We start from the raw sequence: 20,891 nt of genomic DNA on the forward strand, positions 1-20,891 counted from the left end.
GTGTCAGGGCGGTGTACAACTCCGGCATCATGATGTAGCGATAAGTGCCCTCATACTTGCCAATCTTCTGCAACTTTTCCTGTGCTTTAACTTTCAATGCCATAATTCTAATTTTGTTTTTGTGTTGTTGTTAAATTTTTTAATTGTTACATTTTTACATTTTGCTTGTCTCAATTCCGATGTTGATTTTGCGGCCACGTGTGGGAGATTTTCTTAGTGCACGTGGGAGAATCTTTTTCCTCGCGCGGGAGCATCATCTCTATCTTTATCTTGACAATGCAAAGGTACGAAATTTTTGTCATATATTGAAATATTAATTGTTAATGAATTGTTAAAATATAATAGTTCATAAAAGTGTACTCAGTACTCAGTTCTCAGTTTTAAAACAAGCCCCCCTGTTATAGGTCGTTTCGAAGTTAAATTATTAATAATATATATATTATTAATAATTTATTATTATAATAATATAATTATTTCTTTTTTATACCTTGCCTATCATTGTTCAAAAATAAAACTGAGAACTGAGTACTGAGTACACTTAGTAACTAATTTCTCTGTGTAAAATTTGGTCGAATCAGGTATTTGTGCTATATTTGCAAACAAACACCCCGATTACGAGGAGCAGCTATCTCTGGCTGCCGAAACGTCCAAACCATACGGAGTGGAATAATTCTGTAAGTTGAAAATATGAATTGCAGGGAGATATTTATAACAGAAGAAAGGTAGCATTTGTACAAGCGTAGATAAGCAACGTAACGTCATCAGCACCATTCTTTAAGGGTGCTGATGACGTTGAGGATGTGATCGCGGTGGGGGATGACACGCTCGTTGAAGAGCTGCTGGCACTGCTGGATGACAGCCTCGGTGAAGGAGTCGCTGAGGGCAAGCCAACTGTAGTTACGAATGTTTGCCACAGCGGCTATCTGCTGCTTGCGAAGGGCGATGATATCAGCAGGCTGGCCCTCGAAATAATAGTCGATAGCAAGATCGAACAGTTGTTTGCCTAACTCGCGGGGCATGCCGATGACGGCCTCGTAATCGCCAACAAACAGAATTAGCGACGAATAGGCGTGTGCCAGGTCGAGTACAGGATGGCCGTAGCCTACTTCGCCCATATCGATGAGCATGAGTTCGTCGCCCTGTACCATGGCATTCTTGGCCTGCAGGTCGAGATGCAGCAAGCGATTGCCAGCGGGCACGGCGTCGAGAATCTGGAGTAACAGGTCGATGTTTTCTTGTGAAAAATACCGACGGATATGCAGTACCTGTTTGCGTTCGTGCTCGAGGGCATCGGGCACGCAGCTATCGGCTGGCACCTGGATGGCGTGCAGTTGGCGGAATAGGTTGGCATACATGCGGGCATACTCGTGGATACGCTCGGAATGGTGCATGATGAGCGAACTGAGGGTGTCGGCATGGAGCAACTCGTAAACCAGACCGTACTGCGCGCCTACCTTGACAATATCGAACGAAATAGCGGTAGGCATACCCATCACAAAGGCCTCTTTCGACATAGTTATCTCGGTTCGCACCTCGTCGATGGTGGTGCCATCGCGGAACACCTTGATGATGGTATCGTCGTTGTAGCGATAAACGGTGCCTACACCGCCCACACCGAGGATCTCACAACCCTCGACACTCATCTGGCGCAAGGCACGTTCTACGCACATTATCTTTACAAAACCAGTCATGTTAAGCACGTCGTAAACGTCGGCATTAACCTCAACAAGTTTGAAATCCTTATATTGCTTGGTTAACGAAAGCAGGATGCGCAAGCCCGAACTGGACACGTATTCGAGCTCCGCGGCATTAACGGTAACACTAAGGACGGGGCTTTGGGCCGACAAAAACTGATTGATTTCGGCTTGTGTCTGCATGGCACTCGAGGTGTCGAGTCGTCCACAAAGTGTAATGATGGCGTGGCCTTCGTTATTGGTAAATTGTAGTGTCATATTGCTTATGTTTTTAGTTATCACTTTGCAAAGATAGAAAAAAAAGTATAAACATTCAAGCATTTTCGAAAAAAGTGAGTACCTTTGCACCCAAATACATTATATAATGATTAACGAATATCAGATTAGAGTAACGCCGGAGGTGGCTGCACAGGAAGACAGACTGAAGAACTACCTGGGCGATGAGTATGGACTGAACCCAGGCGATATTAAGGGTGTACGCATACTGAAACGCAGCATTGACGCGCGACAGCGACAGATATACGTAAACCTGAAGGTGCGCACATATGTGAACGAACTGCCTGCGGATGATGAATACCAGCACACGGAATACCCGAACGTGGAGGGAAAACCACAGGTAATAGTGGTAGGAGCGGGGCCTGGTGGACTGTTTGCTGCCCTGCGCCTGATAGAATTAGGACTGCGCCCGATTGTATTGGAGCGCGGTAAGAATGTACACGACCGTAAGAAGGATCTAGCCAACATCAGCCGCACGCAGCAGGTTGACGGCGAGAGTAACTACTGCTTTGGCGAGGGTGGTGCTGGCGCCTATAGTGATGGTAAGCTGTACACACGCAGCAAAAAGCGTGGTAACATAGAAAAAATTCTGAATGTGTTCTGTCAGCATGGCGCCTCGACAGCTATCCTGGCCGATGCACATCCGCATATTGGTACCGACCGCTTGCCAAAGGTGATTGAGGCCATGCGAAATACCATCATTAACTGCGGTGGCGAGGTGCACTTTGAAACCAAGATGACTCAGCTGATACTGCAGGGCGATACCATCGTAGGCTGTATAGCTGATAAGGAGTATCGCGGACCGGTTATCCTGGCTACAGGACACTCGGCACGCGATGTTTACCGCTATCTGGCTGAAGCAAAGATTGAGATTGAGGCCAAGGGTATTGCGGTGGGCGTGCGCCTGGAACACCCCAGTAAGCTGATTGACCAGATACAGTACCATAATAAACAAGGTAGGGGCCGATGGTTGCCTGCTGCCGAGTACTCGATGGTGACACAGGTTGATGGGCGAGGTGTTTACTCGTTCTGCATGTGTCCTGGTGGATTCGTGATTCCTGCGGCTACCGATAAGGAGCAGATTGTGGTTAACGGTATGAGTCCGGCAAACCGTGGAACGGCGTGGAGTAATAGCGGTATGGTGGTTGAGGTGCGTCCGGAGGATATAGAGGGTGACGATTGCCTGGCGATGATGCGATTTCAGGAGCAGCTGGAAAAAATGTGCTGGCAGCAGGGCAATATGAAGCAGACGGCTCCGGCTCAGCGCATGGCCGACTTTGTGAACGGCAAGCTGAGCTACGATCTGCCAAAATCGTCGTACGCTCCAGGATTGATATCGAGTCCGTTGCACTTCTGGCTGCCTAAGATGATTTCGCACCGACTGCAGCAGGGCTTTAAGGCATTCGGAAAGAGTGCGCACGGATTCCTGACCAACGAGGCGGTGATGATTGCGGTAGAGACACGTACATCGAGTCCCGTGCGAATTGTTCGCGATAAGGAAACGCTGCAACATGTTCAGGTTCAAGGACTTTTCCCCTGCGGCGAAGGTGCCGGCTATGCTGGCGGTATTGTGAGTGCCGGTGTGGATGGCGAGCGATGCGCCGAAGCATGCGCCAATTATCTGGCGCAATGAAAAAATGATAAAATGTAAAAATGAGAAAATTAATAAGAAAAAGGTTTGGTTATTCCAAATCTTTTTTTTATATTTGCAGCATAAAATAAGAATGAATCTATTAACTAAAAATTTGGAACGATATGAATAAGGATGAGAAATTTGTGATTACGATCAGTCGCCAGTTTGGTACCGGCGGACACGAGATCGGAGCTGAGATTGCTCGAAGGTTAGGTGTTAAGCTGCTCGACAAGCAGATTTTGAACGAGGTGGCTAAACGCACACAGGCCGTTGAGGATGCTATGGAAAAGATTGAAGCACGCAATCCCTTGTGGCGCGACGATTTTACCAACTTTTATCGTAACTACATGGCTAAGGCCGAGTACAACGGGGCAGAGCAGGATCAGACCAGTCATGAGCTGTTTGAGGCCCAATGCGCCGCCATTAAGCAGATAGCTCAGAAAGAGAGCTGTGTAATAGTGGGTCGCTGCGGATTCTATATCTTTAAGGATCACCCCAATGCACTGAAAATATTTGTGCACAGCTCGGAGGATTGCCGTAAGCGTCGTATAGCCGAAAAATACGGACTCGACCTGCGCGATGCCGCTGCTATGGTGGTGGATAACGACTATAGTCGTGAGTTATATACGAAGACATTTACAGGCTGCGATTGGTTCGATGCACGCAACTACGACATTAGCCTGGATGTACGAAAATTCGGTATAAACGGCGCTGTAGATTTTTTAATGAAGTGTATTGAGTAGATTTTGCAGGAAAAATTTGTGTAAATACCAATTTTTTACTACCTTTGCACCTTGAAATTTCGAAGATAGTAATTACTAAAGAATTGGTATAATGAATATTTCCTACAAATGGTTGAAGGAATACGTTGATTTCGACCTGACTGCACAGCAGGTGGCCGATGCACTGACATCGACAGGTTTGGAAGTCGACGCATTGGAAGAAGTACAGAGTATTAAAGGCGGTCTGAAGGGCCTGTACGTGGGTAAGGTGCTTACCTGCGAGGCTCATCCTAACTCAGACCATCTGCATGTAACAACGGTTGACCTGGGCAAGGGCGAACCATCGCAGATTGTGTGCGGTGCGCCTAACGTTGCTGCTGGTCAGAAGGTGATTGTGGCCGATTTGGGCTGCGTGCTTTACGATGGCGACAAGGAGTTTGTAATTAAGAAGAGCAAGCTGCGCGGCGTAGAGAGTAACGGTATGATCTGTGCCGAGGACGAGATTGGCGTTGGTACCAGTCACGACGGTATTATCGTTCTGCCCGAGGATGCTGTAGTGGGCACACCTGCTGCAGAGTACTACAACCTGGAGAGCGACTGGCTGATTGAGGTTGATATCACCGCCAACCGTGCCGACGGACTGAGCCACTGGGGTGTGGCACGCGACTTGTATGCCTGGCTGAAGAGCAATGGCTACGAGACCAAGATGCATCGCCCCGACTGCTCGAAGTTTACTGTTGACAATCACGACCTGCCCATCGAGGTAAAAATTGAGAACACCGAGGCCTGCAAGCGCTATGCCTGCGTAAGCGTCAGCGACTGCGAGGTAAAGGAGAGTCCCGACTGGCTGAAGAACAAGCTGAACACCATCGGACTGCGCCCCATCAACAATATCGTAGATATCACCAACTACGTGATGATGGCTTATGGACAGCCTCTGCACACCTTTGATGCCGACATGGTAAAGGGTCATCAGATAGTAGTAAAGACCATGCCCGAGGGCACTCCATTCCAGACACTGGATGGCGAGGAGCACAAGCTGAGCGACCGTGACCTGGCTATCTGCAATGCCGAGGATCCCATGTGTATTGCCGGTGTATTCGGCGGTAAGGGTAGCGGTACTTACGAGACCACCAAGAATGTGGTACTTGAAAGTGCCTATTTCCACCCAACATGGATACGTAAGAGCGCACGCCGCCATGGACTGAGCACCGATGCCAGCTTCCGTTTTGAGCGTGGTGTTGATCCCAATGGTACCATCTATGCCCTGCAGCAGGCCGCTATCCTGTGTAAGGAGCTGGCTGGCGGTAAGGTAAGCATGGAGATTGTGGACGTATATCCCGAGAAGATGGAGAATGCCGTAGTTGACCTCACTTATAAGTATGTTCATGACTTGGTTGGTAAGGAGATTCCTACCGATAAGATCAAGGCCATTTGCGAGAGCCTGGAGATGAAGGTACTTGAGGAGACTGCCGAGGGCCTGAAGCTGGAAATTCCTGCTTACCGTGTGGATGTTACCCGTCCTTGCGACGTAGTAGAGGATATCCTGCGCATCTACGGATATAATAATGTAGAGATTCCAACCCAGCTGAAGGGTAGCCTTGTAATTAAGGGCGACGAAGACCAGAAGCATAAGCTGGCTAACATCGTAAGCGAGCAGCTGGTAGGTGAGGGATTCAACGAAATCCTGAACAACTCGCTGACCAAGGGTGCTTACTACGAGGGACATAATGCCTACGCTGCCGAGAACTGCGTAAAGATTATGAACCCACTGAGTACCGACCTGAACGTGATGCGCCAGACACTGCTGTTTGGTGGACTTGAGAGCGTACAGCACAACGTGAACCGCAAGCGCGCTAACCTGCGTTTCTTCGAGTTCGGTAACGTATATACCTTTGATCCCGAGAAGGAAAACCTCGACGATCCTATGCAGGCTTACAAGGAGCAGTATCATGCAGCCCTGTGGCTCACAGGTAAGCGTGTAGAGGGCAGCTGGGCTCACGCTAACGAGGAGAGTAGCTTCTACGAGCTGAGCGCCTACGTTGAGAACATTCTGCGTCGTATCGGTGTTAAGCCTGGTATGATTGTTCGCAAGAAGAGCGAGAATGATATCTTCTCTGCCGGTCTCACCATCGAGAACCGTGGTGGCAAGAAGCTTATCGAGATGGGTATCATTACCAAGAAACTGCTGAAGCAGTTCGGACTGGATGCACCTGTATTCTACGCAGAGCTGAACTGGACTGCGCTGATGAAGGTGATTAAGAAGAACGAGGTACTTTACACTGAGGTACCCAAGTTCCCAGCCGTTAGTCGCGACCTGGCCTTGTTGGTTGACAACAGCGTAGAGTTTGCCCAGATTGAGCAGATTGCCCGTGCAACCGAGAAGAAGCTGCTGAAGAAGGTTGAGCTGTTTGACGTTTATGAGGGCGACAAGCTGCCAGCTGGCAAGAAGAGCTATGCCGTGAACTTTATCCTGCAGGACGAGGAGAAGACCATGGGCGACAAGCAGATCGAGGCTATCATGAATAAGCTCATCGCACAGATCAAAAAGCAGCTGAATGCAGAACTGCGCTAATATTTACATTTTTACATTTTTGAATTTTTAAATTTAAATAAGTATATGGGAAGAGCATTTGAATATCGTAAAGCTACAAAGCTGAAGCGATGGGGCCACATGGCCAAGACATTTACAAAGATTGGTAAGCAGATTGCTATTGCCGTGAAGGCAGGCGGTCCAGAGCCAGAGAACAACCCCGCACTGCGTGCTATCATTGCCAACGCTAAGCGCGAGAACATGCCGAAGGATAACATCGAGCGTGCTATCAAGAACGCTATGGGTAAGGACCAGAGCGATTACAAGGAAGTGACTTACGAGGGATACGGACCTCACGGAATCGCTATCTTTGTTGAGACACTGACCGACAACACCACACGTACCGTAGGTGACGTTCGTTCGGTATTCAACAAGTTCAACGGTAACCTGGGTACACAGGGCTCACTGAGCTTCCTGTTCGACCACAAGAGCGTATTTACCTTTAAGAAGAAGGACGGTCTGGATATGGACGAGATGATTCTTGACCTGATCGACTACGGTGTAGAGGATGAGTACGACGAGGACGAGGAGGAGAACAGCATCACCATCTATGCCGATCCTTCAAGCTTCAGCGCTGTGCAGAAGCACCTTGAGGAGAACGGTTTCGAGGTTACTGGTGCTGAGTTCACCCGCATTCCTAACGATCTGAAGGACGTTACAGCCGAGCAGCGTGAGACTATCGACAAGATGGTTGAGAAGCTGGAGGACTTTGACGACGTTCAGACCGTTTACACAAACATGAAACCTGAATAAAAAGGACTGTTAATCCCCGCCGCCGGCGGGGATTAATAGTCTTTTTCTGTGAAAACCACATCAAGTAGAATCTTCTTAGGATCCTTGCTGGAGCGGTAGGTGTAAGCAAAGCGGTACTTGGCATCTTTATACACCTTAACGGCTGTAGCGTTCTTAAGGCCCTGCTTAAGCACGTTAACGGCGTCAACATCCTTCAGAGCCTGCTCCTCGTCGGCCACTCCCGTAAGCTTATAATAATAATGTATCGTGTGCGTAGCGCGTTCGAAAACCAGACTGTCGATCACTGTGTTCTCATCAATGGCTGTGGGGCAATGCTTGCGCGTGTACTCCTTGGCGTCGCGCTCGCAACGGTCCTCCAGACTCTCCTGACAAGCGCTAAATAACAGGGCGATAACACCCAATATCCAATACTTTTTCATAACGAATGCTATTTTTTGCCTGCAAAGATACAAAAAAAAGCAAAATTATGTGATTTCTGAGAGTTTTTTTGTAATTTTGCACTCTAAAGCATAGAATCTACAATGAATCATATAAGAAATTTCTGCATCATCGCCCACATCGATCACGGCAAATCTACTCTGGCTGACAGACTGCTGGAGTACACTAAGACTATACAGGTGACCGAGGGACAGATGCTCGACGATATGGACTTGGAGCGTGAACGTGGTATTACGATTAAGAGTCACGCTATCCAGATGGAATACACTTACAAGGGAGAGAAATACATACTGAACCTGATTGACACCCCGGGACACGTTGACTTTTCGTACGAGGTGAGCCGTTCTATCGCTGCCTGCGAGGGCGCGCTGCTGGTGGTTGACGCCACACAGGGTGTACAGGCACAGACCATCTCGAATCTCTATATGGCCATCGACCATAACCTGGAGATTATCCCTGTAATCAATAAGATTGATATGCCCAGCGCCATGCCCGATGAGGTGGAAGACGAGATTATCGACCTGATTGGCTGCGATCGCGAGGATATTATCCGTGCTTCGGGTAAAACCGGCGAGGGCGTTGAAGAGATACTGAACGCTGTAGTTGAGAAGATTCCGCACCCTGTGGGCGACGAGAAGGCTCCGCTGCAGGCGTTGATTTTCGATTCGGTATTCAACTCGTTCCGCGGTATCATCGCTTACTTCAAGATTGTGAACGGCTCGATCAAGAGCGGCGATCACGTGAAGTTCTTTAATACCGGCATGGAGTACGATGCCGACGAGATTGGTGTGCTGAAGATGGATATGATTCCCCGCAAAGAGCTGAAAACAGGCGATGTGGGTTACATCATCAGTGGTATCAAGAACTCGAGAGAGGTAAAGGTGGGTGATACCATCACACACGTGGCTACCCCCTGCGACAAGGCCATCGAGGGCTTCCAGGAGGTTAAACCCATGGTGTTTGCAGGTGTTTATCCTATCGACCCTACCGATTACGAGAACCTGCGTGCATCGCTCGAAAAGCTGCAGCTTAACGATGCTTCGCTCACATTCATGCCCGAGAGCTCGGTAGCCCTGGGATTCGGCTTCCGTTGCGGATTCCTCGGACTGTTGCACATGGAGATTATCCAGGAGCGACTGGACCGCGAGTTTGATATGGACGTGATTACCACCGTGCCCAACGTAAGCTATATGTGCTACACCAAGCAAGGTGAGGTGAAAGAGGTTCACAACCCAAGCGGACTGCCCGACCAGACCATGATCGACCATATTGAGGAGCCATATATCCGTGCATCGATCATTACGGCTGCCGATTATATCGGTCCAATTATGACCCTGTGTCTGGATAAGCGCGGCGAGCTGCTGGATCAGCAGTACGTGAGCGGTAACCGCATAGAGCTGCACTTTATGCTGCCTCTGGGCGAAATCGTGATCGACTTCTATGATAAACTTAAGTCGGTATCAAAGGGCTATGCCTCGTTCGATTACCACATCGACGGCTTCCGTCCCTCGAAACTGGCTAAGCTCGATATTCTGTTGAATGGTGAGCCTGTGGATGCCCTGAGCACCCTGACACACCAGGACAACGCTGTGACCTTTGGTCGCCGTATGTGCGAGAAGCTGAAGGAGCTGATTCCACGTCAGCAGTTCGATATCGCCATTCAGGCTGCCATCGGTGCTAAGATTATTGCCCGCGAAACGGTTAAGCAGGTGCGTAAGGATGTTACCGCCAAGTGCTATGGTGGCGACGTGAGCCGTAAGCGCAAGCTGCTGGAGAAACAGAAGCGAGGCAAGAAGCGTATGAAGCAGATTGGTAACGTGGAGGTGCCACAGAAGGCCTTCCTCGCAGTATTGAAATTGGACTAAAAACAAACAATAATCTATGGCAAATGTTAGCTTGACAACCCGAGACGTGGCGCGAGAACTGGCCCGTCGATACAGTACAATGACGCACGAAGAGCTCGACCTGCTGGAGAGTATTCTCGTACCGATGAAGTTCGCTAAGAACGAACTCATCCTGAAGGAGGGCGATGTATGTACCAATATATACTGGGTGGTACGTGGATTGGTGCGCCAGTTTTATTTCAAGAATGACAAGGAACTGACCGAATATATGGCCACCGAGAACACGATTGTGATGTGTATCGAGAGCTTGTTCCGCGAGCAGCCTTCGCAGTTGCAGATCAAGGCCCTGGAGCCTACCATCCTGATTGCGCTGCCAAAGGCCGAACTGGAGGCTGTGGCTATGAAGAGCGTGAACATCCAGATTCTGTATCGTAAGATTCTGGAGGAGAGCCTCATCCTGAGTCAGCACCATGCCGATATGCTGCGCTTTGAGAGTGCACAGGACCGCTACCAGAAGCTGGTCAAGAATCAGCCACAGCTGGTACTGCGTGCACCGCTGGTTTATATCGCCAGCTACCTGCAGATGACACCAGAGACACTGTCGCGTGTGCGTACAGCGGCTCTGATGGAGAATAAGTAAGTGAATTTTTAATGCTTAGTTAAATACAATGAGTTATCAATACATTTTGGTAACTCATTTTCGTAATGTGTTACGTAGATGAGCGTGCGCTCGGAATCTTCGAACATATAACGGTCCACAATCGTCTTAACCAGATTGCGGTTGCACAGATCAAGTCCGTGCAGCGGCTCGTCGAGAATCAACAGATCGGGACTCTTTACAAAGGCACGTGCCAGCAGTACCAAACGCTGCTCGCCGCTCGACATCTCAAGGAACTTGCGGTCGGCCAGGTGCTTAATGCCAAACAGGTTCATCCACTCAATACATAAATCTTTTTCCTGCTTTGTGGGATGGGTGTACAGGCCTACGGTATCTTTCAAGCCGCTGGCCACAATCTGTATGGCGGGAATGTTCTGCTTATAGCTGCGGTGCATCTCAGGAGATACGTAACCAATGTGTTTCTTGATATCCCAAATGCTCTCGCCACTGCCACGCTTATGACCAAACAGCGAGATATCGTTGGCATAAGCCTGTGGGTTATCGGCACAAACCAGCGAGAGTAGGGTAGATTTACCGGCACCGTTCTGGCCCGACAGCGACCAATGCTCGCCTCGGAGCACCACCCAGTTCAAATCCTTCAGGATGGTACGCTCGCCGTAACGGATGGTAACGTTGTTGAACTTGATAATCTCCTGTGGCATTGGGGGAATGGTAAGCTCAGGCTTTTTCAGGAGAATGGCATGCGGACAGTAATCGATGGGGAAGCTGGTCTTTACCTGAATGTCCTGCACAAAGCGCAGATCTACCATTTTTATCACACGGGTAACAAACTCGGGTATTTCGTCCATCTTCGAAAGCACTAAGATCATCTGCATGTCCTGTTCGGCAGCCAGCATAGTGAGCAGCTGCTTTACCTGGTCGCGCGTCTCGGCATCAAGACCGATAAACGGGTTCTCGATAATCAGCACCTTGGGTTTGGTAAACAGGTTCGAGGCCAACTTGTATTTACGAAGTTCACCGCTACTCAGCAGGATGATATATTTGTCGAGCAGTTCATTAAGATGGAATATGTCGTACAGATGCTTCTGGAAGGCACGACGCTCAGGGGTGTCGGCACCCGACAGCAGAAAAGCCTCTTCGAGCTTGCTGCCAACGGTAGGTGTCTCCTCATCAATCTCCATCTGGTTCCAACGCTGCTGCAGAAAGTATGTACGATCGTTATCACCACCGTAAGTGTCACGGAACGTAATGTGTTTCAAATTGTTATACGGTTCGGTAAAAGAATAGCTTATCTGGTCGGGGTACACGGGATGCTTGCCGGTAATCATATCTACCAGCATGCTCTTTCCGCCGCCGTTACGACCTACAATAGCCACGTGTTCGCCCTTGTCGAGATGGAAGTTTACTGGCTCAGCCAACCGCCATTCCGGCTTACGTGCAATTGCATTCTTTAATTCAATCGTTTTCATGCTTTCTCTTTTCTCTTAGATACTTTATCCTGGTTCTTGTTGATAAAATCCTTCCAGCCACGATATTTCACGTCGCTTTCGGGGCGCCCCATCTGTAGGAAATGGCAATAGGCAGCAGCAAGCGCATCGGTAGCGTCCATATACTTACCCATCTCGTCGTTAGGAATCTTCAGCAGGCGCTGTAACATGCCGGCCACCTGTTCTTTTGAGGCACCGCCATTACCGGTAAGCGCCATCTTGATTTTCATGGGGGCATACTCGTGAATGGGAACGCCGTGGTGCACAGCAGCAGCTATCGCAGTACCCTGAGCACGTCCCAGCTTCAGCATCGACTGCACGTTCTTTCCAAAGAAAGGTGCCTCGATAGCCATCTCGTCGGGCAGGAACCCATCGATGATGCCGGTAACACGTTCGAAGATATGACCCAGCTTGAGATAGGCATCAGGAAATTTACGCAAATCGATAACACCCATCGTCATCATCTGCGCCTTGCCATCCACCACCTTCAGCAGTCCGTAACCCATCAAATTGGTTCCGGGGTCAATCCCAAGTATGATCTTTTCCATTTCAGAGTGCAAAGTTAGCTAAAATTGTTCGGAAATTGACTATTTTATCGAAAAAATGTGTAACTTTGCGGTCAAAAATTGATAATTTGTAAGTTTGAACCAATGAAAAAGAGATATATAACCATGACAATGATGCTGGCAGTAGTGCTGGCATCGTGTCGTTTTGGGAGGGGTGACGAGAAAATCGAGCTTACACCTGAGCAGATCCGACTGGAAAAAGTCAGCAGAATCGACACCACTTCGCTGCGTGCAATGCTGAATCCCGACTCGATTGAGGGTCGCACAAAGCTGGATTCGCTCACCGCCGATGCATGGATGCTGGTAGACGACTCTACGGGTATCGTGATTAGCGAGAAATGTGGTTTTGAGCGTCGCTTTATGGCCTCGATCACCAAGATGATGACAGCCTTGATTGCGCTCGAGAAAGGTAATCTGAGCGATAGCATTGATATCACCGAAGATGTGTTTATCAACCGGGATTCGCGTGTACGTCTGGGTCAGGGCTACGTGATGCTCGACCTGATTTACGAGATGATGATGATCAGCGATAACGATGCGGCCTACGCGCTGGCCAAGCATGTGGGCGGCGACACGTTGCAATTCTATGATCTGATGAACCGGAAGGCACAATACTTAGGGATGGACAGCACACATTTTGCCAACCCTAACGGTATGCCTAACGACAATAACTTCAGCAGCGCTGCCGACTTGGTAAAGCTGGCCCGCTATGCTATGCGCGACACACTGTTTGCCAGCATTGTGGGTACCACCGAGAAAGCCGTTCCGCTGACCGACGGGCGCCATATGGACTGCCGGAACTCAAATGCCCTGCTGCACACTTACGAGGGCTGTATAGGCATTAAAACGGGTTATACGCGACAGGCTGGTTACTGCTTGGCCTCATCGGCTACCCGCAACGGACATACGTTGTATCTGGTGCTGCTGAACAGCAGAAAACATGCGACACGATTCACCGAATCGGCCGCATTATTGGATTATGGGTTCCGTGTGATGGATGCTTACACCCAGCGCATTAACGCCCAATAAACTCAAAGTGCTGGTAATCCTTTTTGTTTTTCCAGGCACCTCCCCAGCTGAATCCGTATTTTATGAACAGCTTGTAACACAAATCGTTACGGGTAATCTTATACGGAAAATCAGCCGCACGGTTAACATACTTCTTGGCAGTTGCTGGTTCTACAATCTGGCTGCCGTCTTTTTTGCTATAGCGTACGTAGGGGTTATACAGCGTATTGATATCTACGGCCAGGCCACGCGCGTGTTTCGACAGATTCTTGGAGCCCGAGATGTTGCGATAACAGAAACAGCTGGTGTTGTTGGCACGCATCTGGCGCTCGTCGTCGGCATCGTACACATCGGGCAGACGCATCTGCTGGATAGGGTAGTGCGCCTTATAAAGCTCGCGGAATATTGCCAGCAGCTTATCGGCTATCAACTTGTTACAAATCATTTCGCCTACATGGGTGCGGCCTTCCAAATCAACATGCGAAATCCTCAAGTAACGCAAGTCGCTACGCTTGATGTAAGGATTATCGTGCCAGGTTTTGCCCTGCATGGTTTGCCAAACGCTGTCGGGAATGGCTGAAGAGTTAAAAATCTGGCTCTGCGCACCTATAGTGCAGCAAAGCCAGAATACGAAAGTAGTGAGTAGTTGCTTCATTGTTACGAATTACATAAATGCTACGGTGAGTCCCGCCATCACAATGCTGACCATCGACATGAGCTTGATCAGGATGTTAAGCGACGGGCCAGAGGTATCCTTGAAGGGATCGCCAACGGTATCGCCTACGATACAGGCCTTATGGGCAAACGAGCCCTTACCGCCAAAGGCACCTTCTTCGATATTCTTCTTAGCATTATCCCAAGCGCCTCCGGCATTAGCCATAAATACGGCCAAGGTAAAGCCGCCAGCCAGTCCGCCTACCAGCAGTCCAAGCACGCCAGCAACACCCAGCACGCAGCCTACGATGATAGGAATAAGGATGGCCAGAACGGATGGGATAATCATCTCGTGCTGAGCAGCACGGGTAGAGATTTCAACACAACGACCGTAATCGGGCGTGCCTGTACCTTCGAGAATACCTGCTATCTCACGGAACTGGCGACGAACCTCCTGCACCATTTTCTCGGCAGCACGTCCCACAGCTTCCATCGTCATACCGCAGAATAGGAAGGCGGCCATCGCACCTATAAAGGCGCCTACAATCACCTTGGGGTTCATAAGGTTTACCTGGAAGAAGTTCATGAAGTCGGGGATATTAGCATCGGCAGCCGAAATCAGCTCGCCCTTTACGTTCTCCATCATTACGCCAGCGCGGGTCATCGCAATCTTAATCTCTTCGATATACGAGGCCAATAGCGCCAAAGCGGTGAGCGCAGCCGAACCGATAGCAAAGCCCTTACCGGTAGCAGCTGTGGTGTTACCCAGTGCATCAAGGGCGTCGGTACGATGACGAACTTCTTCGCCTAAGCTCGACATCTCGGCGTTTCCGCCTGCGTTATCGGCAATAGGTCCGTAAGCATCGGTAGCCAAGGTGATGCCCAAAGTAGAGAGCATACCAACAGCAGCGATACCGATACCATAAAGACCGTGAGCCAGTGATTCTGACGACATAGAGAGGTCGAAGCCGTTAGCGCACAGATAGCTGAGCATGATGGCTACACCAATGGTGATAACGGGGATGCAGGTAGAAATCATACCTGTACCGATACCCTTGATGATAACTGTAGCGGCACCTGTCTGTCCGGCTTCCGAAATCTTCTGGGTAGGCTTGTAGCTGTGCGAGGTGTAATACTCGGTAGCCTGTCCGATGATAACGCCTGCTGCCAGACCCGAGATGACCGAGAACGAAAGTCCCAGCCAGTTCTGGATGTCGAGCAGATACAGGATGCAGAAGGTAGCGGCAGCAATCAGGATGGCACTTACGTTGGTGCCCACCGAGAGCGAACGCAACAGATCCTTCATGGTAGCGCCCTCCTTAGTGCGAACCAGGAAGATGCCCAGTAGCGAGAGAAACACGCCTACAGCGGCAATTAACATAGGCGCGATAACGGCCTTGAGCTGTATCTCTAAGCCTGCCACACCAAAGGCAGCTGCACCCAGTGCGGCAGTAGAGAGTACCGAGCCGCAATAACTCTCGTACAGGTCGGCACCCATACCGGCCACGTCGCCCACGTTATCACCTACGTTATCGGCAATGGTAGCGGGGTTGCGCGGATCGTCCTCTGGGATATCGGCCTCAACCTTACCTACGATATCGGCACCTACGTCGGCAGCCTTGGTGTAGATACCGCCGCCCACACGCGCAAACAACGCCTGGGTAGAAGCACCCATACCAAAGGTAAGCATCGTTGTGGTAATAGAAATTAAGCCATCGGCATCGAAGTGGTTAAGCACTACGAACCAGATGGCTATATCAAGCAAACCAAGACCTACTACGGTGAGTCCCATAACAGCTCCCGAACGAAAGGCAATCTTTAAACCGGCATCCAAGCTCTCGCGGGCGGCATTAGCGGTGCGCGCCGAAGCATAGGTTGCTGTCTTCATACCAAAGAAACCAGCCAGACCCGAGAATAAACCGCCTGTAAGGAAGGCAAACGGTACCCAAGGGTTCTGAACATTCAGTCCGTAGGCCATAAAGGCAAACAGCACGCAGAGCACCGCAAACACAATGCCTACTACCTTGTACTGCTGCTTTAGATAGGCCATAGCACCTTTGCGCACATAAAGCGCAATTTCTTTCATTCGCGGCGTACCCTCATCGGCTTTCATCATCTGAGTGAAGAAAAAATACGCCATGCCTAATGCCACAATCGATGCGATGGGCACCAGCCAGAATACTTGAGGAATCATCATAATAGGTTTTTAGTTTTATTGGGTTGTAATTAAGTGAATGCGCACTTATTCTTATTCCTCAGAAAAATCGATGAGTTCAGAGCTTTCCTCGTCAGAGTCGTCGCCAAGGTCCATCATTGTTGAGTAGTTGTCCTCGGTGATATCCTCGTCGTTTGGTCCATCTACCTCCTCATCTTCCTCATCATGAGAGCTGTAGTTGTCCTCAACGATTACGTCAGAGTCGTCGTCCTCATCAAAATCATCGTCGTCGCCGTTACGCAACTGCATGCGCAGCTTGATCTCCTCCGGCTTCAACTTGGCAAAGATAGCCTCAACCCAGCCACCCTTGGGCACCTCGAGTACCTCGTAGCCATCCTCAACCTTCTTGTCGTACATGCCGCCTTTCTTGTGCAAGCGGTCCTTAGGCAGGGTAGTGGTAGAGATATCGAAACCGCTCTGGATAACGTCCTGAATAGACTGTGAGAGCGAATCCCAACCGCCACCAAAATTGCGGTCGATAACCTCGAGCAACTGGGTTGCTGAGATGTGACGGATATTCTCGTAAGTTAAATCGGTGACACGACTGATAGGGCGCTTTTTGATGGCCCAGATGAATTTCATGTTATCGTCGAACTTAATAGTGGCCACTTTATAACCACGACCCTCGTAGCTCTTGCGGATGGGGGCAGAATCGTCGCGAAGATCCTCGATAAAGAAGGCACTCTTAAAAATCTGGATGTAGTGCTTAACGTTTTCCTTTACTTCGGCATCCTTACAAGCGGCCTCCCACATACGGAAGACATCATTCTCCTGGATGTCCCAAACACTACTCTTGGTTACACTCTTAATTGATAATGACGGATTACTTTCCGGTTGTTGTTGTTTTGTTCTTGCCATATTATTCTACTAATTTTTGTGCAAATGTAACCACTTTATTTTTTATTCGCAAGTTTTTGGCCATAATTTTTTGTAATTATCGCAATTTAGCGTAACTTTGTGCCCGAATATGGCACAACCATTAGCTGAAAGACTGCGTCCACGCACTTTAGATGAGTATATCGGACAAGAACATCTGGTGGGTGAGGGGGCTGTTCTGCGTAAGATGATCGACGCAGGACGCATACCTTCGTTTATCCTTTGGGGCCCTCCTGGAGTGGGTAAAACCACCCTGGCCCAAATCATTGCCCACAAGTTAGAAACACCCTTCTACACGCTCTCGGCTGTAACGAGTGGTGTGAAGGATGTGCGCGAGGTAATTGAGCGTGCCCAGAAGGGCAGGTTCTTTAACGAGGCTTCACCTATATTATTTATAGATGAGATACACCGTTTCTCAAAGTCGCAGCAGGACTCGTTGCTGGGGGCTGTAGAGAAGGGTATCGTTACCCTGATTGGTGCCACAACCGAGAATCCGTCGTTCGAGGTAATCCGTCCGTTGCTGTCACGCTGTCAGCTCTATGTGCTCAAGTCGTTACAGAAGGACGACCTGCAGAAATTGCTGGAGCGCGCCATCCATACCGACGCTATCCTGAAGGAGCGAAACATCGTTCTACAGGAAACCAGCGCTATGCTGAGATATAGTGGAGGTGATGCGCGTAAGTTGTTGAATATCTTAGAGTTGGTAGTTGAAGCTGAAGCAGGGGATGAAGTAGTGATTACCGACGAGAAAGTGGTGAACCGTCTGCAGCAGAATCCGTTGGCTTACGATAAGGATGGCGAGATGCACTACGATATCATCTCGGCCTTTATCAAGAGCATTCGAGGTTCCGATCCCGATGCCGCACTATATTGGCTGGCACGTATGATTGAGGGCGGCGAAGACCCACAGTTTATCGCCCGTCGTCTGGTGATCAGCGCCTCAGAGGATATAGGTCTGGCCAATCCAAATGCCTTGCTGTTGGCCAATGCTGCGTTTGATGCGGTGATGAAGATTGGTTGGCCCGAGGGACGCATTCCTTTAGCCGAGGCTACGGTTTATCTAGCCACATCGCCAAAGAGCAACAGCGCTTACCTGGGTGTGGATGCTGCGCTCGATCTGGTACGCCGTACGGGAAATCAGCCTGTGCCGCTGCCCATCCGTAATGCGCCCACACAGCTGATGAAGGATCTAGGCTATCACGACGGCTATAAGTATCCGCACGACTTTGCAGGGCATTTTACACCACAGCAGTATATGCCTGATGCGCTGAAGAATGAACGTATCTGGCACGGACAGCATAATCCCGCTGAGGAGAAGATGTACCAGCGCATGGTAAATTATTGGGGAAAACGATACGAGGACTAATTATGAATATGGATCAGGATTTAATCATCAAGTTGATAGAGTTGTTGGGCACATTCGCCTTTGCCATATCAGGTATCAGGCATGCAGCAGCCAAGCACTTCGACTGGTTTGGCGGCTATGTGTGCGGCGTGGCTGTGGCTATCGGCGGAGGTACCATCCGTGACGTGATGTTAGGCACCACGCCATTCTGGATGACCAACGCTATCTATCTGATTTGTACCGCAGTAGCACTGCTTACCGTAGTGCTTTTCGGCAAATGGATGGAGCCCTTGAAAAACGCTTGGTTTGTGTTCGATACCTTGGGTTTGGCACTCTTTACCATTGCCGGTATCCAGAAGAGTTTAGCCTTTGATCAGCCTTTCTGGGTGGCTATCATCATGGGCTGTATCACCGGTTCGGCTGGTGGCGTGATCCGTGATGTATTGCTGAACAACGAGCCCGTGATATTCCATAAGGAGATATACGCGATGGCCTGTGTGATAGGCGGCGTGGCCTATTGGGGACTTGACGAACTGGGTGTAGCTGCCGAAATAAGCGCGGTGGTAAGCTTTATCGTTACCTGTCTGATTCGTTTCCTGGCTGTGCGCTATCACCTTTCGCTCCCTGTATTAAAAGAGAAATAACTAAGTAATATATATGGCAGAACAAACAAATAGACGAAGAAAAAGTAATAACCAGCCCGTAGATCCTACCTACGGACACCTTCAGCCACAGGCCTTGGAGATTGAAAAGGCTGTGCTGGGTGCGCTGATGATTGATAAGGATGCCTACGCGGTAGTGTGCGAGATTCTGCGTCCTGAGAGCTTCTACGAGCCTCGTAACCAGATGGTTTATGCCGCCATACGCGACTTGAGTATGGAGGAAAAACCAGTTGATATCCTGACGGTTACCGACCAGTTGGCTAAGTCGGGTAATCTGGAGCAGGTAGGCGGTCCCGGTTATGTAGCCGAGCTGAGCTCGAACGTGGTATCATCGGCCAATATCGAGTATCACGCCAATATCATCGCCCAGAAGTCGCTGGCCCGTCAGCTCATCTCGTTCTCGAGCATGATTCAGACAAAGGCTTTCGATGAGACGATTGATGTAGAAGACCTGATGCAAGAGGCCGAGGGTTCGCTCTTTGAGTTGTCGCAGCACAACATGAAGAAGGACTATACGTCGATCGACCCTGTTATCTCGCTGGCTGTAAAGGGTATCCAGGATGCCGCTAAGAACACCGACGGTTTGACGGGTGTTTCAACGGGTTACTTTAAGCTTGACGACCTGACCAGTGGATGGCAGGCTTCCGACCTGGTGATTATCGCCGGACGTCCTGCGATGGGTAAGACATCGTTCGCCCTCTCAATGGCCAAGAATATTGCCGCCGATATCCGTACGCCAATGGCTTTCTTCTCGTTAGAAATGTCGAACGTTCAGTTGGTAAACCGATTAATCTCGAATGCCTGTGAGATTCAGGGTTCGAAGATTCTGAACGGACAGCTGCAACGTGATGAGTGGGAGCGACTGGATAAAAATATCAATAAACTGCTGGGTGCACCGCTGTATATCGACGATACCCCAGGTCTTTCTGTATTCGAGTTGCGTACCAAGGCCCGTCGACTGGTTCGTGAGCATGGTGTGAAGCTGATTATGATCGACTACCTGCAGCTGATGAATGCCAACGGTATGCGATTCAGTAGCCGACAGGAAGAGGTGTCAACCATCTCTCGTTCGCTTAAGGGTTTGGCTAAGGAGTTGAATATTCCTATCCTGGCGCTGAGTCAGCTGAACCGTGGTGTTGAGAGTCGTGAAGGATTGGAAGGAAAGCGCCCCCAGCTGAGCGACCTGCGTGAGTCGGGAGCCATCGAGCAGGATGCCGACATGGTACTGTTCGTACACCGTCCTGAGTACTATCATATCTATCAGGATGATAACGGACGCGACCTTCACGGTATGGCACAGATTATTATTGCTAAGCACCGTAAGGGAGCTACGGGCGACGTATTGCTTACCTTCCGTGGTGAGTACACCCGTTTTGAGAATCCTGAGGATAAAGCTATCGAGAACCGTGCCCCAATGGGTGGCGGCGAGATATTGGGATCAAAAATAAACGGAGACAACCCACCGTTGCCTCCGTCAGATCCAAACGAACCGTTACCTTTCTAACG

17 protein-coding genes and 1 pseudogene are annotated in these 20,891 nt (G+C 49.6%); 10 read left to right on the top strand and 8 right to left on the bottom strand.

What is annotated here, in order from left to right; translation table 11 throughout:
- A pseudogene (locus T500_RS15675) lies at positions 1-103 on the bottom strand (DNA-binding protein); the annotation flags it as partial.
- 658 nt (positions 104-761) lie between these two features.
- Positions 762-1,952 (bottom strand): STAS domain-containing protein, encoded by a 1,191-nt coding sequence (locus T500_RS0109245; protein WP_028907876.1) that lies wholly within the window; start codon positions 1,950-1,952, stop codon positions 762-764.
- A 106-nt stretch (positions 1,953-2,058) separates the two neighbouring features.
- Here T500_RS0109245 and T500_RS0109250 point away from each other — a divergent pair, with 106 nt between their 5' ends.
- The 4 genes from T500_RS0109250 (at position 2,059) to T500_RS0109265 (ending at position 7,671) form a co-directional block, all read left to right on the top strand.
- Complete coding sequence (locus T500_RS0109250) at positions 2,059-3,603, top strand: NAD(P)/FAD-dependent oxidoreductase (protein WP_028907877.1); 1,545 nt, start codon at positions 2,059-2,061, stop codon at positions 3,601-3,603.
- A 122-nt stretch (positions 3,604-3,725) separates the two neighbouring features.
- Positions 3,726-4,346 (top strand): AAA family ATPase, encoded by a 621-nt coding sequence (locus T500_RS0109255; RefSeq protein WP_028907878.1) that lies wholly within the window; start codon positions 3,726-3,728, stop codon positions 4,344-4,346.
- 91 nt (positions 4,347-4,437) lie between these two features.
- The gene (gene pheT / locus T500_RS0109260) at positions 4,438-6,900 is read left to right on the top strand and encodes a phenylalanine--tRNA ligase subunit beta (protein WP_028907879.1); all 2,463 of its coding nucleotides are present in this window, start codon (positions 4,438-4,440) and stop codon (positions 6,898-6,900) included.
- Between the two features lie 45 nt (positions 6,901-6,945).
- Entirely contained in the window at positions 6,946-7,671 is a 726-nt protein-coding gene (locus tag T500_RS0109265) for a YebC/PmpR family DNA-binding transcriptional regulator (RefSeq protein WP_028907880.1), read from the top strand.
- A 32-nt stretch (positions 7,672-7,703) separates the two neighbouring features.
- Here the strand turns inward: T500_RS0109265 and T500_RS0109270 are convergent, their stop codons facing one another.
- Entirely contained in the window at positions 7,704-8,090 is a 387-nt protein-coding gene (locus T500_RS0109270) for a hypothetical protein (RefSeq protein ID WP_028907881.1), read from the bottom strand.
- 102 nt (positions 8,091-8,192) lie between these two features.
- Here T500_RS0109270 and lepA point away from each other — a divergent pair, with 102 nt between their 5' ends.
- Entirely contained in the window at positions 8,193-9,974 is a 1,782-nt protein-coding gene (gene lepA, locus T500_RS0109275; protein ID WP_013064625.1) for a translation elongation factor 4, read from the top strand.
- Positions 9,975-9,990: 16 nt separating this feature from the next.
- Complete coding sequence (locus tag T500_RS0109280; protein ID WP_028907882.1) at positions 9,991-10,593, top strand: Crp/Fnr family transcriptional regulator; 603 nt, start codon at positions 9,991-9,993, stop codon at positions 10,591-10,593.
- Between the two features lie 8 nt (positions 10,594-10,601).
- On the opposite strand, the gene T500_RS0109285 is transcribed toward T500_RS0109280, so the two are convergent.
- Both T500_RS0109285 and ruvC read right to left on the bottom strand, forming a co-directional pair.
- Positions 10,602-12,041 carry an ATP-binding cassette domain-containing protein gene (locus T500_RS0109285; protein ID WP_028907883.1) on the bottom strand — a complete coding sequence of 480 codons (1,440 nt, stop codon included), beginning with the start codon at positions 12,039-12,041 and terminating at the stop codon, positions 10,602-10,604.
- Positions 12,038-12,607, bottom strand: coding sequence for a crossover junction endodeoxyribonuclease RuvC (ruvC, locus tag T500_RS0109290; protein WP_013064900.1), 570 nt, complete (start codon positions 12,605-12,607; stop codon positions 12,038-12,040). The genes T500_RS0109285 and ruvC overlap by 4 nt, the downstream gene beginning before the upstream one ends.
- A 102-nt stretch (positions 12,608-12,709) precedes the next feature.
- On the opposite strand from ruvC, the gene T500_RS15680 reads away from it, so the two are divergent.
- A complete protein-coding gene (locus T500_RS15680) occupies positions 12,710-13,654 on the top strand; it encodes a D-alanyl-D-alanine carboxypeptidase family protein (RefSeq protein WP_051611989.1) in 945 nt (314 codons plus the stop codon).
- Here T500_RS15680 and T500_RS0109300 read toward each other — a convergent pair.
- From T500_RS0109300 to T500_RS15685, 3 genes are read right to left on the bottom strand one after another with little or no spacing between them, the layout of a single operon-like run.
- Positions 13,641-14,288, bottom strand: a complete 648-nt coding sequence (locus tag T500_RS0109300) for a M15 family metallopeptidase (RefSeq protein WP_028907884.1) — start codon at positions 14,286-14,288, stop codon at positions 13,641-13,643. The two genes, T500_RS15680 and T500_RS0109300, sit on opposite strands and share 14 nt — an antisense overlap.
- Before the next feature lie 9 nt (positions 14,289-14,297).
- Positions 14,298-16,487, bottom strand: a complete 2,190-nt coding sequence (locus tag T500_RS0109305; RefSeq protein ID WP_155267496.1) for a sodium-translocating pyrophosphatase — start codon at positions 16,485-16,487, stop codon at positions 14,298-14,300.
- A 48-nt stretch (positions 16,488-16,535) separates the two neighbouring features.
- On the bottom strand, positions 16,536-17,360 hold the full coding sequence (locus T500_RS15685) for a hypothetical protein (RefSeq protein ID WP_051611990.1): 825 nt from the start codon (positions 17,358-17,360) through the stop codon (positions 16,536-16,538).
- 109 nt (positions 17,361-17,469) lie between these two features.
- On the opposite strand from T500_RS15685, the gene T500_RS0109315 reads away from it, so the two are divergent.
- From T500_RS0109315 to dnaB, 3 genes are read left to right on the top strand one after another with little or no spacing between them, the layout of a single operon-like run.
- A complete protein-coding gene (locus T500_RS0109315) occupies positions 17,470-18,744 on the top strand; it encodes a replication-associated recombination protein A (protein WP_028907886.1) in 1,275 nt (424 codons plus the stop codon).
- Between the two features lie 8 nt (positions 18,745-18,752).
- Positions 18,753-19,367, top strand: coding sequence for a trimeric intracellular cation channel family protein (locus tag T500_RS0109320; RefSeq protein ID WP_155267497.1), 615 nt, complete (start codon positions 18,753-18,755; stop codon positions 19,365-19,367).
- A gap of 13 nt (positions 19,368-19,380) precedes the next feature.
- Complete coding sequence (dnaB, locus tag T500_RS0109325; RefSeq protein ID WP_028907888.1) at positions 19,381-20,889, top strand: replicative DNA helicase; 1,509 nt, start codon at positions 19,381-19,383, stop codon at positions 20,887-20,889.
- The last annotated feature ends 2 nt before the right edge of the window (positions 20,890-20,891 follow it).

It is taken from the genome of Xylanibacter ruminicola Ga6B6, assembly GCF_000687715.1.
Taxonomy (GTDB): Bacteria; Bacteroidota; Bacteroidia; order Bacteroidales; family Bacteroidaceae; genus Prevotella; species Prevotella ruminicola_B.

Bases quoted from the DNA above. Each gene is read 5' to 3' on its own strand.
- T500_RS0109250 (WP_028907877.1), top strand. From the start codon at position 2,059: ATGATTAACGAATATCAGATTAGAGTAACGCCGGAGGTGGCTGCACAG.
- lepA (WP_013064625.1), top strand. From the start codon at position 8,193: ATGAATCATATAAGAAATTTCTGCATCATCGCCCACATCGATCACGGC.
- T500_RS0109255 (WP_028907878.1), top strand. From the start codon at position 3,726: ATGAATAAGGATGAGAAATTTGTGATTACGATCAGTCGCCAGTTTGGT.
- T500_RS0109320 (WP_155267497.1), top strand. From the start codon at position 18,753: ATGGATCAGGATTTAATCATCAAGTTGATAGAGTTGTTGGGCACATTC.
- T500_RS15680 (WP_051611989.1), top strand. From the start codon at position 12,710: ATGAAAAAGAGATATATAACCATGACAATGATGCTGGCAGTAGTGCTG.
- pheT (WP_028907879.1), top strand. From the start codon at position 4,438: ATGAATATTTCCTACAAATGGTTGAAGGAATACGTTGATTTCGACCTG.
- T500_RS0109270 (WP_028907881.1), bottom strand. From the start codon at position 8,090: ATGAAAAAGTATTGGATATTGGGTGTTATCGCCCTGTTATTTAGCGCT.
- T500_RS15685 (WP_051611990.1), bottom strand. From the start codon at position 17,360: ATGGCAAGAACAAAACAACAACAACCGGAAAGTAATCCGTCATTATCA.
- T500_RS0109245 (WP_028907876.1), bottom strand. From the start codon at position 1,952: ATGACACTACAATTTACCAATAACGAAGGCCACGCCATCATTACACTT.
- ruvC (WP_013064900.1), bottom strand. From the start codon at position 12,607: ATGGAAAAGATCATACTTGGGATTGACCCCGGAACCAATTTGATGGGT.
- T500_RS0109280 (WP_028907882.1), top strand. From the start codon at position 9,991: ATGGCAAATGTTAGCTTGACAACCCGAGACGTGGCGCGAGAACTGGCC.
- T500_RS0109300 (WP_028907884.1), bottom strand. From the start codon at position 14,288: ATGAAGCAACTACTCACTACTTTCGTATTCTGGCTTTGCTGCACTATA.
- dnaB (WP_028907888.1), top strand. From the start codon at position 19,381: ATGGCAGAACAAACAAATAGACGAAGAAAAAGTAATAACCAGCCCGTA.
- T500_RS0109265 (WP_028907880.1), top strand. From the start codon at position 6,946: ATGGGAAGAGCATTTGAATATCGTAAAGCTACAAAGCTGAAGCGATGG.
- T500_RS0109285 (WP_028907883.1), bottom strand. From the start codon at position 12,041: ATGAAAACGATTGAATTAAAGAATGCAATTGCACGTAAGCCGGAATGG.
- T500_RS0109315 (WP_028907886.1), top strand. From the start codon at position 17,470: ATGGCACAACCATTAGCTGAAAGACTGCGTCCACGCACTTTAGATGAG.